Annotated in this window: 13 protein-coding genes; 4 read left to right on the top strand and 9 right to left on the bottom strand. The window is 55.1% G+C overall.

The window, feature by feature from the left end; genetic code table 11:
- Positions 1-45: 45 nt before the first annotated feature.
- The 4 genes from AC1QQ2_RS11115 to AC1QQ2_RS11100 form a co-directional block, all read right to left on the bottom strand.
- Positions 46-180 carry a hypothetical protein gene (locus AC1QQ2_RS11115; RefSeq protein ID WP_292251242.1) on the bottom strand — a complete coding sequence of 45 codons (135 nt, stop codon included), beginning with the start codon at positions 178-180 and terminating at the stop codon, positions 46-48.
- Positions 181-260: 80 nt separating this feature from the next.
- Positions 261-665 carry an 8-oxo-dGTP diphosphatase MutT gene (gene mutT, locus AC1QQ2_RS11110; RefSeq protein WP_479713188.1) on the bottom strand — a complete coding sequence of 135 codons (405 nt, stop codon included), beginning with the start codon at positions 663-665 and terminating at the stop codon, positions 261-263.
- A complete protein-coding gene (gene argJ, locus AC1QQ2_RS11105) occupies positions 662-1,876 on the bottom strand; it encodes a bifunctional glutamate N-acetyltransferase/amino-acid acetyltransferase ArgJ (RefSeq protein WP_479713187.1) in 1,215 nt (404 codons plus the stop codon). The genes mutT and argJ overlap by 4 nt, the downstream gene beginning before the upstream one ends.
- A 4-nt stretch (positions 1,877-1,880) precedes the next feature.
- On the bottom strand, positions 1,881-2,723 hold the full coding sequence (locus AC1QQ2_RS11100) for a peptidylprolyl isomerase (RefSeq protein ID WP_479713186.1): 843 nt from the start codon (positions 2,721-2,723) through the stop codon (positions 1,881-1,883).
- Between the two features lie 185 nt (positions 2,724-2,908).
- On the opposite strand from AC1QQ2_RS11100, the gene secA reads away from it, so the two are divergent.
- The 3 genes from secA (at position 2,909) to AC1QQ2_RS11085 (ending at position 8,356) form a co-directional block, all read left to right on the top strand.
- Positions 2,909-5,596: a preprotein translocase subunit SecA gene (secA, locus tag AC1QQ2_RS11095; protein ID WP_479713185.1), complete on the top strand. Its 2,688-nt coding sequence runs from the start codon at positions 2,909-2,911 to the stop codon at positions 5,594-5,596.
- Between the two features lie 172 nt (positions 5,597-5,768).
- The gene (locus AC1QQ2_RS11090; RefSeq protein WP_479713184.1) at positions 5,769-6,797 is read left to right on the top strand and encodes a hypothetical protein; all 1,029 of its coding nucleotides are present in this window, start codon (positions 5,769-5,771) and stop codon (positions 6,795-6,797) included.
- Positions 6,798-6,847: 50 nt separating this feature from the next.
- A complete protein-coding gene (locus tag AC1QQ2_RS11085; protein WP_479713183.1) occupies positions 6,848-8,356 on the top strand; it encodes a phosphate ABC transporter substrate-binding/OmpA family protein in 1,509 nt (502 codons plus the stop codon).
- Here the strand turns inward: AC1QQ2_RS11085 and radC are convergent.
- From radC to dnaK, 3 genes are all read right to left on the bottom strand, one after another.
- Entirely contained in the window at positions 8,353-9,114 is a 762-nt protein-coding gene (gene radC / locus AC1QQ2_RS11080; protein ID WP_479713182.1) for a RadC family protein, read from the bottom strand. The genes AC1QQ2_RS11085 and radC overlap by 4 nt on opposite strands.
- Before the next feature lie 92 nt (positions 9,115-9,206).
- Positions 9,207-10,349: a molecular chaperone DnaJ gene (gene dnaJ / locus AC1QQ2_RS11075; RefSeq protein WP_249946627.1), complete on the bottom strand. Its 1,143-nt coding sequence runs from the start codon at positions 10,347-10,349 to the stop codon at positions 9,207-9,209.
- Positions 10,350-10,421: 72 nt separating this feature from the next.
- A complete protein-coding gene (gene dnaK / locus AC1QQ2_RS11070; protein WP_479713181.1) occupies positions 10,422-12,323 on the bottom strand; it encodes a molecular chaperone DnaK in 1,902 nt (633 codons plus the stop codon).
- A 161-nt stretch (positions 12,324-12,484) separates the two neighbouring features.
- Here dnaK and AC1QQ2_RS11065 point away from each other — a divergent pair, with 161 nt between their 5' ends.
- Positions 12,485-13,132, top strand: a complete 648-nt coding sequence (locus AC1QQ2_RS11065; RefSeq protein WP_479713180.1) for an alpha-ketoglutarate-dependent dioxygenase AlkB — start codon at positions 12,485-12,487, stop codon at positions 13,130-13,132.
- On the opposite strand, the gene AC1QQ2_RS11060 is transcribed toward AC1QQ2_RS11065, so the two are convergent.
- The gene (locus AC1QQ2_RS11060) at positions 13,133-13,726 is read right to left on the bottom strand and encodes an ABC transporter permease (protein ID WP_479713179.1); all 594 of its coding nucleotides are present in this window, start codon (positions 13,724-13,726) and stop codon (positions 13,133-13,135) included.
- Positions 13,727-13,729: 3 nt separating this feature from the next.
- Positions 13,730-13,906 (bottom strand): hypothetical protein, encoded by a 177-nt coding sequence (locus AC1QQ2_RS11055; protein ID WP_479713178.1) that lies wholly within the window; start codon positions 13,904-13,906, stop codon positions 13,730-13,732.
- Positions 13,907-14,062: the final 156 nt, after the last annotated feature.

Here is a 14,062-nt window from a genome sequence, read left to right as displayed (position 1 = left end):
GAGGACCGTCCCTTTTTCTTTGTCATGTCGGAAAAGGTTCCGATCTTAGGCCGCAACGTTTGCTGGACGCCCAACGTAAGTGCGGTTGCCGACGCTGATTACAACGTTGCCGTTATCCGCGTCGCGCAGAAACTTGCCCTGCAAGGACACACTGCTGCCGATAATAATTGTACGGTACATTTCTAACACCTCAGGTTGTCGCCTAGAGTTAAAGCTACCTGATGGGTGGCTGTTAAAAATAGCTATCCCAAAGGATGATTTTAGAGCCAGTCGCGTAGAATTGGGATGAGCGGAATGTCGGCAGGGGGCATCGTGAAATCGTTCAGATGTTCCTTGCGGACCCAAGCCAGCTTTTGGCCCTCTTTGGGCTGTGGTGTGCCATTCCAGCGCCGGCACGCAAACAACGGCATCAGAAGGTGGAAATCGTCGTAGCTGTACGACGCAAACGTCAGCGGCGCGAGGCAGGAATTCCACGTTTCGATACCGAGTTCTTCGTGGAGTTCGCGGACCAGTGCGGCCTCCGGCGTTTCGCCGACTTCAACCTTGCCGCCTGGAAATTCCCACAGACCCGCGAGTGACTTTCCCTCGGGACGTTGCGCAAGCAGAACGCGCCCATCGACATCGATGAGCGCGACTGCGGAAACAAGGATGATTTTCTTCGTCACGAGCGATAGTCCGCGTTGATCCGGATGTATTCGTAGGTCAGGTCACAGGTCCAAACCGTTGACGCGCCAGTCCCGATGCCGAGATCAACACCGATGATCAGTTCAGCATTTTTCATGTAAGCGCTTGCGTCCGCTTCGGAATAATTTGGCGCGCGCCATCCGTTTTCAGCTACGGTGATGTCGCCAAACCGAATGGAGAGACGATCACGGTCGGCTTCGGCACCAGATTTACCGACAGCGGCAACGATACGACCCCAGTTGGCATCTTCGCCAGCAATCGCGGTTTTAACCAACGGAGAGTTCGCGACTGAAAGGCCGACGCGTTTTGCGTCTGCGTCGTTGGCTGCGCCTGTAACTTGGATCTCAACGAATTTCGTTGCGCCTTCGCCGTCGCGGATCACTTGATGAGACAGGTCGAGCATTACCTTGTGAAGCGCGGCCTCAAAGTCAGCATTGCCGGTGACATCCACGCCAGATGCGCCCGTTGCACCGATGAGGAGCGTGTCAGAAGTCGATGTATCGCTGTCGACGGTGATGCAGTTGAAGGTTTTGTCGGTGAGTTTCGACAGGACACCCTGCAGAGCGTCGTAGCCGATTTTCGCATCTGTAAAGATGTAGACGAGCATGGTGGCCATGTCAGGCGCGATCATGCCTGAACCTTTGGCGATGCCTGCAATCTTGACCGTCTTACCGTTCACGGTGATTTCAGCCGCGGACCCTTTCGGGAAGGTGTCAGTGGTCATGATTGCCTTTGCAGCGCCTTCGATGCCGCCCGCGTTGAGGTTCGCGGATAGCTCGCCAATTTTCGCGGTGATACGGTCGTAGGGTAGGGGTTCGCCAATCACGCCAGTTGACGAGGTAAAGATGCGATCAGCTTCGATACCAGTCTGTTCCGCAACGCCAGCGCAGAGGGCGGTCACAGCTTCAACACCACGAGCGCCTGTGAAGGCGTTCGAGTTGCCCGAGTTCACGATGATGGCGGCCCGTCCCGCCTGTGTTTTCCCGTTTTTGGCCTGACAGTCCAAAACGTTCGCCGACCGTGTGGCCGACCGTGTGAAAACGCCTGCAACGGTGCTGCCTTCGACCAATTCGGCCAGCATCACATCGGTGCGGTTGTTGTATTTCACACCAGCCATAGCCGATGCAAAACGGACGCCATCAATGACCGGAAGGTCGGGGAATGCCGCAGGGGCAAGAGGCGAGACGGGCATAGTTTTACTGCTCCAGCAGGTCGAGGTTGGTGAGAGCGGCTGGATCGATCGAGCCAGCTTCGATGCGTGTAATGTCAGAATCAGAGGTGATCTGAGCCAGATAGGTGGTGATCATTTCCTCTTGGATTTTAGCGGCGAGTTCGTCTCGCATATCGTCGAGGGTCGGGTTTGCCTGATCGCGTGTTTCGTTCAGTTTGATGATGTGCCAGCCGAATTGAGTCTCAACGGGTTCAGATACAGTGCCGACTTCCATAGCGACGACGGCTTGTTCGAAGGGCTCTACCATCATGCCTGGGCCGAACCAGCCGAGCTGGCCACCGTTCGGGCCAGATGGACCTGTCGAAAGTTCGGTAGCAACGGTTGCGAAGTCTTCGCCTGCATCAACGCGAGCTTTCGCGGCGAGCGCTTCTTCTTGGGTGGCCAAGAGGATGTGTGACGCGTTGTATTCAGGTGTCGGCTCTGCGTCAGCGAATTGCGCGTCATAGGCAGCCTGAAGAGCCTCTTCGGTGACTGCAGCTTCGGACAGAACAGAGATGCGCTCGCCCGCTTTGATCGAACGGGTTTCGTTTTCGATCGCGTATTGGGCGCGCGCAGGCAGATCAGTCATTTCATCGGCGAGCAACTGTTGTTGGATCAGTTGTTCGAGGATACCGTCCCAGAGAACTTCGGGCGGGAGTTGTTGATATTGGGCGGGCAGTTGCGCCATGGTGATGATCATGTGCGACAGTGTGATATCGGTGCCGTTTACAGTCGCGACGACGGTATTTCCGGTCGCTTCCTCAGCCTGTGCAGTGGCCGCAAAGAGGGCGAGGGCACTTACTGCTGCGAATGTAGCGAATTTCTTCATCAAATCTTTCCCAATTCGGCTGCGAAAGCCCCGCAGCGTTGACACTTTATGGCCCTCCCCTTACATCCCGAAGAGGCATTGAGGGACCGTCTTGTCACCTGTTTAGGCGTTGCTGCTGTGAGCGACAAGCAACCTCCTCATCATAACGACGTCATTAGGCCCCAAATTGAGGGCGCGGAGAGAACATGCTGGGATTCGGAACGCTGGCCAAAAAGGTGTTTGGCACCGCGAACGACCGCAAGATCAAGGCAACCAAGCCGATCATCGCAAAGATCAACGCGCTGGAGCCCGAATTCGAGAAGCTGACAGATGAACAGCTGATCGAGAAGTCCAACGAATTTAAGGGACGCATCGAGGGTGGTGAATCACTCGACTCGCTGCTGCCCGAGGCCTTTGCGAACTGTCGCGAAGCCGCAAAGCGTGCATTGGGTCTGCGGGCCTTTGATGTGCAGTTGATGGGCGGGATTTTCCTGCACCAAGGTAACATTTCCGAGATGAAGACCGGTGAAGGTAAAACGCTCATGGCGACCTTCGCGGCCTATCTGAATGCGCTCACGGGCAAAGGCGTTCACGTTGTGACGGTGAACGATTACCTCGCACGTCGTGACGCGGAATGGATGAGCAAAGTTTACGGTGCTTTGGGTCTGACAACAGGCGTTGTGGTTCCTCAGCAGCCCGAAGACGAAAAGCGCGCGGCTTATGCCTGCGACATCACCTACACGACCAACAACGAACTTGGTTTCGATTATCTTCGTGACAACATGAAGTCCGAACTGAGCCAAATGATGCAGCGTCAGCATTACTTCGCGATCGTGGACGAGGTCGACTCGATCCTTATCGACGAAGCGCGGACCCCGCTGATCATTTCTGGTCCAGCGCAAGACCGTTCGGAGTTGTACAAAGCCATCGACGCTTTGATCCCAGAGCTGGCTGAATCGCACTACACCATCGATGAAAAGTCCCGTCAGGTGACCTTTACCGATGAGGGCAACGAATTCCTCGAAGAACGTCTTCGGACCGCAGGTATCCTGCCTGCCGACCAGTCGCTCTACGATCCGGAAAGCACCACCATTGTTCACCACGTGAACCAAGGCCTCCGTGCTCACAAGCTGTTCACCAAGGACAAAGACTACATCGTTCGTGACGGCAACGTTGTGCTGATCGACGAATTCACAGGCCGTATGATGGCGGGCCGTCGTCTGTCGGACGGTCTGCACCAAGCGATCGAAGCCAAAGAGAACTGCGCGATCCAGCCCGAGAACGTGACCCTCGCGTCGGTGACATTCCAGAACTACTTCCGCCTGTATGAAAAACTGGGCGGCATGACGGGTACGGCGATGACCGAAGCCGACGAGTTCATGGAAATCTACCGTCTCGGCGTTGTCGAAGTTCCGACCAACCGTCCGATTGCGCGCAAAGATGAACATGATCAGGTTTACCGTTCGGCTCAGGAAAAATTTGATGCTATCGTCAAAGAGATCGGTATCGCCCATGAAAAAGGCCAGCCGATCCTTGTCGGTACGACCTCGATTGAAAAATCGGAATTCCTGTCCCAGCTTCTGACCGCTGCAAAAATCCCGCACAACGTTCTGAACGCGCGTCAGCACGAGCAAGAAGCGCAGATCGTTGCAGAGGCTGGTAAGCTCGGCGCTGTGACGATTGCGACGAACATGGCGGGCCGTGGTACTGACATTAAGCTCGGTGGTAACGTTGAGCACAAAGTTCTCGAGGCGATTGCCGCGAACCCTGAGGCCGACCCCGAAGCCATCCGTGCGCAGATCGAAGAAGCGCACAAGGGTGACGAAGAGGCGGTTAAGCAGGCTGGTGGTCTGTTCGTTCTGGCAACCGAACGTCACGAATCCCGTCGTATCGATAACCAACTGCGCGGCCGTTCGGGCCGTCAGGGTGACCCAGGTCGTTCGGTGTTCTTCCTGTCGCTTGACGATGACCTGATGCGTATCTTTGGGTCCGAGCGTCTAGAGAAAGTCCTCTCTGGCCTCGGTATGAAAGAGGGCGAAGCGATCATTCACCCGTGGGTGAACAAATCGCTCGAACGTGCGCAGGCTAAGGTCGAAGGCCGCAACTTTGACATTCGTAAGCAGCTGTTGAAGTTCGATGACGTGATGAACGATCAGCGTAAGGTGATCTTTAAGCAGCGCCGCGAAATCATGGAAGCGGCGGACCTGTCCGAGATTGTTGGTGATATGCGTCAGGACGTTGTCGACGATCTGGTCGACCAGTTCATTCCTGCGCGCTCCTATGCGGATCAGTGGGATGCTGAAGGTCTTAAGGCTGCATGTGTCGACAAGCTGGGTGTTGACGTGCCTGTCGTTGAATGGGCGTCTGAAGAGGGCGTGGACGACAGCGATATCCGCGACCGTCTCTATGAGGCGACCGATGCGCTTATGGCTGAAAAAGCCGAAGCCTTTGGTGCCGAGACTATGCGCCAGATCGAAAAGCAGATCCTGCTTCAAACCATCGACGGTAAATGGCGTGAACACTTGTTGACGCTCGAACACCTTCGGTCGGTTGTTGGTTTCCGTGGTTATGCGCAGCGTGACCCGCTCAACGAATACAAAACCGAAGCCTTCCAATTGTTCGAAAGCCTCTTGGATGGTTTGCGTGAGGACGTGACCCAGAAACTTTCGCGCATTCAGCCGATGTCCAAAGAGCAGCAAGAACAGATGCTGCGTCAAATGGTTGAACAGCAGCGTCAGGCGCAGGCAGCGGCAGAACAGCCAAAGCATCCAGCAGCGAACGCAAAACCTGGTTTTGACGAGAATGACCCAACGACTTGGGGTGATCCGTCGCGCAACGATCCGTGCCCCTGTGGTTCGGGCGAGAAGTTCAAATATTGCCACGGCAAGTTCTGAGCTATAGCGACTGTTGAAATTAGGGGCCGGTGTCAGCAATGACGCCGGCCTTTTTCTATCCAATGACCAATTACGCCCCAATTCAGCCCAGAACTTTCCCCAGTCAGGTCCAGCTAACACCATCTTCCACCCTTAGGTTGAAAACTGAATTTAAGTGTTGGTGGAGGGTGAATTGTCCCGCTCTAGAAAAATGATGACTGCTGGCGTCACGTTTTCGGCTGCTCTTGCCGTTGGTTTTGTTATGCAAAACGGCAACGCGTTTGCTGAACGTTCGACTGATGTTGAGGCGATGCCAGCACCCGTCCAAAGCACCGTTTTAGTTGAGCCATCCGTGGCGCTTCGTGATGTTGCCCTACCCGAAGACGCTGGCCCATTCATGGTCGCGCCTGAGGTTCAGGTCACAGAATTGAAGGTGCCCGCCAGCATTGATCCTGTCGTGACTGACATTGTGCCGATCCTTGTCGCTGCGACGGTTCCAGACGAGCCAATTTCCGACCCCGCCGATGAGATCGCGTTAAACGTCGACTGTGTGCCCGAAATGGCAGCGGAGGCGAGCGCTTTCGGCATGGTGAATCTGACGGTAGACGCGTCGTGCTATCCCCAGGCGCGGTTCACTGTGCACCATCAGGGCATGATGTTCTCTGTCGCAACCGATGAGGACGGCCAGTTTGCGGCCGAAGTTCCAGCTCTTACCGATAACGCCGTATTCATTGCGGCTTTTGACGACGGGATGGGCGCGGTAGCGAGCGTGATTGTTCCTGATGTCGCGGAATTGGATCGCGCTGTTCTGCAATGGCAAGGCAACTCAGCGGTCGGTATCCACGCCTTTGAGTTCGGTGCGGAGTTTGGGTCGGACGGTCACGTCTGGGCGGATGCACCACGGTCGCCAAGCGCTGCAGCGAATGGGCAGGGTTTCCTTGTTCGATTGGGCAATGACGAATTGCCTGAACCCCTGATCGCCGAGGTCTATACCTACCCAACAGCTCATTCTGCGTCCGGCGGAGCGATCGAACTTAGTGTTGAAGCGTCTATCACGATCCGCAACTGTGGGCGTGAAGTTGCAGCCCAAAGTATCCAGATTGGGCCAGAGCACGACGCCGAAGCTGTTGACCTACAAGTCACTATGCCAGACTGCGATGCAGTTGGAGACTTTCTTGTGTTGAAAAATATGTTCACGGACTTAACACTCGCCGCGAAATGACGCGTATAAGTTGTAAGGTCCCAAATTTAAAACGCATTGGCGCGGCTGCTTTGGCCGCGCTCTTTGCGTGTGACATTGCCACTGCTGAACCCGTTAATCTGCGGACAGAGGGCGGGCTCGCGATTAGTGGCGATGTCTTGAGCTTTGATGGCGACTACATGCGCCTGCGGACCGAATACGGCGTTGTGACGGTCGCCTACGCAGGTGTGATTTGCGAGGGATTGCGGTGCCCTGCACCCAACGGAGCGGCCGAACTTCGGTTCGCAGGATCGCCCCGCATTGGCGAGGTCCTTCTTCCTGCGTTGGTCGAGGCATATGGACGGCAACGGAACCTGAATATCTCGGCGCTCGAAGGCGAAAGTGCGCTGCAATATCAGATCGGCCCTCTCGGTGCGCCCGAACTGGAGGTCTATTTTGCGTTGAACGAGAGTTCGGTTGGTTTTGAAATGCAGCGCAATGGAACAGCCGATGTGGTCATGTCTGCGCGTCCCGCGACGGCAGCAGAAAACGCGGCATCAATGGCTGCGGGTTTAGGGGCGCTTAACGCGAATGGTCGGGCACGCATATTGGCGCTCGATGCTTTGGTGCCCGTTGTATCCCCGCTCCAACCCGTCAAATCCATTTCTCTGGATGCTCTGTCGTCTGTGTTCAGTGGCGACGTTACAAACTGGTCCGACCTCAAGGGGGAAGATGGGGTAGTCCACCCTGTCTTGGCCGCTGAAAACTCTGATCAAGCGCACGGGTTCCAATCCATGGTTTTGGGTGACACGGATGCGGTCGAAGAAGCCATCCGCATAAATGTCGGGCCCGAAATGACCAACCTCGTGGCCGAAGACCCACTGGCTATCGGTGTTGTGCCGATGGGGGCTTTTGGCAAAGCGGCGCCGATGATTTTGCAGGATGTCTGTGGGTTGAGGTCTATCCCTCGTAGGACCTCGTTGAAGACGGGTGATTATCCACTGACGATGCCGCTTTACCTTTATCTACCTGAATACCGTATCGCACCGCAGGCTGCGGAATTTCTGGCTTGGCTGCGTAGCAACGAGGCGCAAGCCGTCATACGGAGAGCTGGTTTTGTGGACCAAGGTGTAGTGCCGATTGGCTGGGATGAGCAAGGCGAGCGGCTTGCAAACGCTATTTTGCAGGCGGGTAGTGAAGTTTCATTGACCGAGCTTCAAGAAATGTTGCGCACGTTGGATGGGCAAGCCCGTTTGTCGACAACCTTCCGATTTGCTGAGGGCGCGACCACGCTGACACCTGTTTCTGAATCGCATCTATTGTTCCTCGCCCAAGCGATACGCGATGGCCAGTTTGACGGTCGCCGTCTGGCCCTTGCGGGTTTTAGCGATGGAACTGGGGCCGCGAGCATCAACAAGAACCTCTCTCAGACTAGGGCCGATGCGGTGTTGGCAGAACTTACAGCAGCACTGGGTGGCGACGTTCCTGATGGGGTGCGCATTTCGGCGAACGGATTCGGTGAGGCCCTGCCGATGGGCTGCGATGAAACAGAGTGGGGTCGCCGCATGAATCGCCGTGTAGAACTTTGGGTCGGTGACTAGATCAGACCCTCGGCGCGGACACTGCGTTCCCGAGATTTTCCAATGATCAGATGATCATGCAGCGTGATCCCCATGACGGTTAACGCCTGCTCGATTTGATGCGTGATGGTTATGTCAGCTTCTGACGGGGTCGGATCGCCAGACGGATGATTATGAACGAGGATCAAAGCGGAGGCATTCAATTCAAGGGACCGTTTGACGACTTCTCTTGGGTAGACGGGCACATGATCGACCGTGCCTTTGGACTGTTCTTCATCGGCAATCAGGACGTTCTTTCGGTCGAGAAACAGGATGCGGAATTGTTCTGTTTCCCGATGCGCCATGACCGTGTGGCAGTAGTCGAGAACCTCATTCCAACTGCTTATCACCTGACGTTGCATGATCTTTGACCGTGCGAGCCGTTGCGCGGCGGCCTCGATGATCTTGAGTTCAACGACGACCGCATCACCGACGCCTTTGATCCCTTTAAGAGTAGCAGTTGGCGCGGTGATCACACGACCGAAATCCCCGAATTTATCCAAAAGCGCATGCGCCAGTGGTTTCACATCCTGACGCGGAATGGCGCGAAACAGCACGAGTTCTAGCATTTCGTAATCGGGGAGGGCTTCTGCGCCACCCGTCATGAACCGTTCCCGTAGGCGGGTGCGGTGATCTTTGATGTAGGATGGCTGGCCTTTTGCCTGAATAGGCAAAACAACCTCATCATTGAGGTCGAAAAACGGGAGTGGCGCTTCGGCCATGTGCGGGGACTGGGTCATACTGCGAGCATTGCCGATGACAGATTAAGGCCGAGTAAACGAAAAAGGGCGACCGTGATGGCCGCCCTTTGATCGTTGGGATGATGGCTGGATTAGCCTTTCATCGAGTCCCAGAACCCTTTGACCGCCGAAAAGAACTTCGACGAATGCGGGTTGTTTTCAGTGCTGAGCTCTTGGAACTCGTGGAGGAGTTCTTTTTGCTTGGACGTCAGTTTCACAGGTGTCTCGACAACCAGCTCAATCAGCATATCGCCAGTTGAGCCACCACGCAGAGCGGGCATACCTTTACCGCGAAGACGCATCTGGCGACCAGATTGGCTGCCTTCAGGGATCTTCACGCGGCTACGGCCACCTTCGATTGTTGGCACCTCAACTTCGCCGCCCAGTGCTGCATCAACCATCGATACTGGAACGCGGCAGAACAAGGATGTTCCTTCGCGTTCAAAGAGCTCGTGCTCTGCCACTTCGATAAAGATATACAGGTCGCCCGATGGGCCACCGCGTAGACCGGCTTCGCCTTCGCCAGCGAGGCGGATGCGAGTGCCAGTTTCAACGCCTGCCGGGATGTTGACCGACAGTGCTTTTTCTTTTTCGACGCGGCCTGCACCGTGGCAGGATTTGCACGGGTTCTTGATTGTCTGGCCCATGCCGTTACAGGTCGGACAGGTCCGTTCGACGGTAAAGAAGCCCTGTTGAGCGCGCACTTTACCCATGCCCGAACAGGTTGGACAGGTGATGGGTTCGCTGCCGCCTTCGGCGCCCGTTCCGTTACACGAACCACACTGGCTCGATGCTGGAATGTTGATGGTCTTTTGCAGACCGCCAAAGGCTTCTTCGAGCGTGATGCGCAGGTTGTAGCGCAGGTCGTTGCCGCGTTGAGCGCGCGAACGGCCACCGCCTTGACGGCCACCACCCATGAAGTCGCCAAACAGATCGTCGAAAACATCCGAGAAGGCAGAGGCAAAGTCGCCGTGCCCTTGACCACCACGTGGTCCGCCACCCATGCCGCCATCAAACGCAGCATGGCCATAACGGTCATAGGCTGCCTTTTTGTTGGCGTCTTTCAGGACGTCATAGGCCTCGTTCACTTCTTTGAACTGGGATTCTGCGTCCGGATTGTCAGAGTTACGGTCTGGGTGCAGTTCTTTGGCTTTCGTACGGTAGGCCTTTTTCAGCTCTTCCGCGGTCGCGCCTTTGGATACACCTAAAACTTCGTAATAATCGCGTTTTGACATGCGTTCCCCCTTTGGGAAAGGAACAAACCGGCCCAATCAGTCTGGGCCGGCCTATTCACAGCAGGGCTATGATTAGCCGCGCTTGTCTTCGCCAAGGTCCTCGAAGTCAGCGTCGAGGATATCGTCATCTGCACCATCGTTGTCAGCAGCGTCAGAGTCGCCACCGTCTTGGGATGCTTTGTAGATGGCTTCACCAAGGCGCATGGACGCTTCGGTTACGTTCTGGATGCCCGACTTGATCTTGCCAGCGTCGTCACCTTCAAGTTCGTCCTTGAGGGCAGCGACTGCCAGTTCGATCGCTTCGATGGTCGACGGGTCAACCTTGTCGCCGTGCTCTTCGATCGATTTCTCGGTTGCGTGAACGAGGCTTTCAGCCTGGTTTTTCGCTTCGACCAACTCTTTACGCTTCTTATCGGCTTCTGCGTTTTCTTCTGCGTCCTTGACCATCTTTTCGATGTCTTCGTCCGACAGACCGCCAGAGGCCTGAATTGTAATCTGCTGTTCTTTACCTGTGCCTTTGTCTTTCGCGCCAACGGATACGATACCGTTTGCGTCGATGTCGAAGGTCACTTCGATCTGCGGCATGCCGCGCGGTGCTGGCGGGATGTTTTCGAGGTTGAACTGACCGAGCATTTTGTTGTCGGCAGCCATCTCGCGTTCACCCTGGAACACACGAATGGTCACAGCGTTCTGGTTGTCTTCTGCGGTTGAGAAGACTTGGGATTTTTTGGTCGGGATCGTGGTGTTGCGGTCGATCAGACGGGTGAACACGCCACCCAACGTTTCGATGCCCAGCGACAGCGGGGTTACGTCCAGAAGAACGAGGTCCTTCAGGTCGCCCTGCAGAACGCCTGCCTGAATAGCAGCGCCCATCGCAACAACTTCGTCCGGGTTCACACCCTTGTGCGGCTCTTTACCGAAGAATTTGGTTACTTCTTCGATAACTTTCGGCATGCGGGTCATACCACCGACCAGAACGACTTCGTCGATGTCGGAAGTGGTGAGACCAGCGTCCTTAAGAGCAGCCTGACACGGTTTGATCGAGTTCTTGATCAGGTCAGCAACGAGGCTTTCCAGCTTTGCGCGGGTCAGTTTCATGACCATGTGCAACGGCTGACCGTTCGAACCCATCGAGATGAACGGCTGGTTGATTTCGGTTTGCTGCGACGACGACAGTTCGATTTTGGCTTTTTCAGCGGCTTCTTTCAGACGCTGCAGAGCCATTTTGTCAGAGGTCAGGTCAACGCCGTGCTCTTTCTTGAACTCGTCAGCGAGGTAGTTGACGATGCGCATGTCAAAGTCTTCACCGCCGAGGAAGGTGTCGCCGTTGGTCGATTTTACTTCGAACAGACCATCGTCGATTTCGAGGATGGTTACGTCGAATGTACCGCCGCCAAGGTCATATACAGCGATGGTTTTGGTTTCATCTTTGTCCAGACCGTAGGCGAGTGCCGCAGCGGTCGGTTCGTTGATGATACGCAGAACTTCGAGGCCAGCGATTTTGCCGGCGTCTTTGGTTGCCTGACGCTGAGCGTCGTTAAAGTATGCCGGAACGGTGATAACTGCTTGAGTCACTTCTTCGCCTAGGTAGGACTCAGCGGTTTCTTTCATCTTTTGCAGGATGAAAGCCGAAACTTGGCTCGGCGAATATTTCTCGCCACGAATTTCAACCCATGCGTCGCCGTTGCCGCCGTCTACAATTGCGTAGGGGACGAGCTTCTTGTCTTTTTCGACTTCAGCGTCGGTGGTGCGACGACCGATAAGACGCTTAACAGCGAATACAGTGTTGTCAGGGTTGGTAACGGCCTGGCGTTTTGCCGGCTGACCAACAAGGCGCTCGTCTTCGGTGAAACCGACGATCGACGGAGTGGTACGTGCGCCTTCAGCGTTTTCGATGACGCGCGGTTTGGAACCATCAAGGATGGCTACGCAGGAGTTCGTGGTACCAAGGTCAATACCAATGACTTTTCCCATTTTTCAAATCCCTCTTCTTAGGCGGTTTGAGCTGCCCAGGCCCGGTGAACGGCACCTGAACCATCTGGAGTTAAATCTGGCTCGGAAAGTGGTCCGAACCGTGGATCAACGGGTATATAAGGTTGACAATTGCTGCCTGCAACGGGGGCAGGGCCGCAAAGATGGTAAAAAACAACTTGGGCAACGAAGATATGCAGGATCAACCAGAGCCAACCCTGACTGTTCGGGGTGTGAATGTGTTCAATGGGCTATTATCGAAAGCCGAGCAGTCCGCGATGGTTGATGATTTGCGCGTGGTTGCCCAAGTGGCTCCGTTCTTTACGCCGAAAACGGCAAGCGGGCAGTCGATGAGTGTAAAGATGACATCCGCAGGTCGATTCGGTTGGGTGTCAGACGCAAAGGGTTATCGCTACGAACAGCAGCACCCCTCAGGTGTCGCGTGGCCTGAGATTCCTCAATCGGTTCTTGCCGTTTGGAATGCGGTCTCTCGATCAGAGCGAAGTCCTGAAAGTTGTCTGATCAACTACTATTCCTCAACAGCAAAAATGGGTTTGCATCAGGATCGGGATGAAAAGGATTTCGGCGCTCCCGTGGTTTCGATTTCTTTGGGAGACTCTGCATTGTTCCGCATTGGAAACGAAACACGCGGTGGCTCGACCGAGAGTATCTGGTTGGAAAGCGGCGATGTCTGTGTCCTCGGAGGGCCTTCGCGTCTTTTGTTTCACGGCATTGACCGGGTGAAGCCGAACACATCGACGCTCTTGACCAACGGTGGTCGGATTAATGTCACCTTGCGGGTGGTGACGTGATTACCGAGCGGCGCTCCAGCTTTCGGATGCATATTTGCGGGTAAAGAATTCGGCCATGAGGCCGATTGTGATGCAAATGACACTGACGACGATTGGGTAAGTGTAATTGCTGTGGTGCGGGTAGTAGTTCACGAAAACAAATCCGCGCTCCTGATCGATACAATGGAACAGTGGGTTCCAGTCAAACATGGCGAGAATGTAGCTCGGCGTTGCGTTGGCGACGAACATCTTGCCCGATGCGATCATGTTCATGCGTGCATAGATCTGTTGTGCAATGCCTGTGAATTCGGGGAGCCATGGTTTGACCGACAGAAAAATCACGCCGATTGCCACGCCCGAGAACCAAGCAAGGAGGAGCATGGACATAGCACCAACGGGGTTATCGATTGAAATCGGGTTCCCGATCACGTGGTAGAGATACAGGATCGTCAGGAGCGAGAGCACCTGTGTGTAGAGCGAGCCTAGTGCCGCAGATGAGATCAGTATTAATGAGTTCAGTGGTGCGTGTTTGAGCATCGCTGAGGTCGATCCGCCAGACCCAAAAACGGCGCCCATCGCCTTGGTATGGGTGAGGAAGAGAAACACGCCTGACATAATTTAGAGTAGGAAATCGCCACGGATCTGGCTCCGTCGCATGCCAAGAAGTTGGAACATCGCATAGAACGCACCAACAAAAACGAGCGCCTGCACCATGTTCATCAACAGGCCGACGATTGCGTTGCGGTGGCTTTTGCGAATCTCGCGCACAGTCGAGTGGAAGATGAGCTCCAGCATGGACCCGAGGGACCCCAGCATTGTGCGCGGTTGCTTGACTTGGAACATCTTAAACTTGCCTGTGACTGGCCGGGTCTTGCGCCCGAATATCAACGAATTTCTTGCCGTTCTCTTAAGCCTCTACCATAAGAGGCACGACTTTGCCGATCAATTTTA

Source organism: Aestuarium sp. (assembly GCF_023253315.1).
Classification (GTDB): Bacteria; Pseudomonadota; Alphaproteobacteria; order Rhodobacterales; family Rhodobacteraceae; genus Marivivens; species Marivivens donghaensis.
Note: the sequence above shows the minus strand (reverse complement) of the source record. Positions and strands in the feature narration are given on the sequence as shown.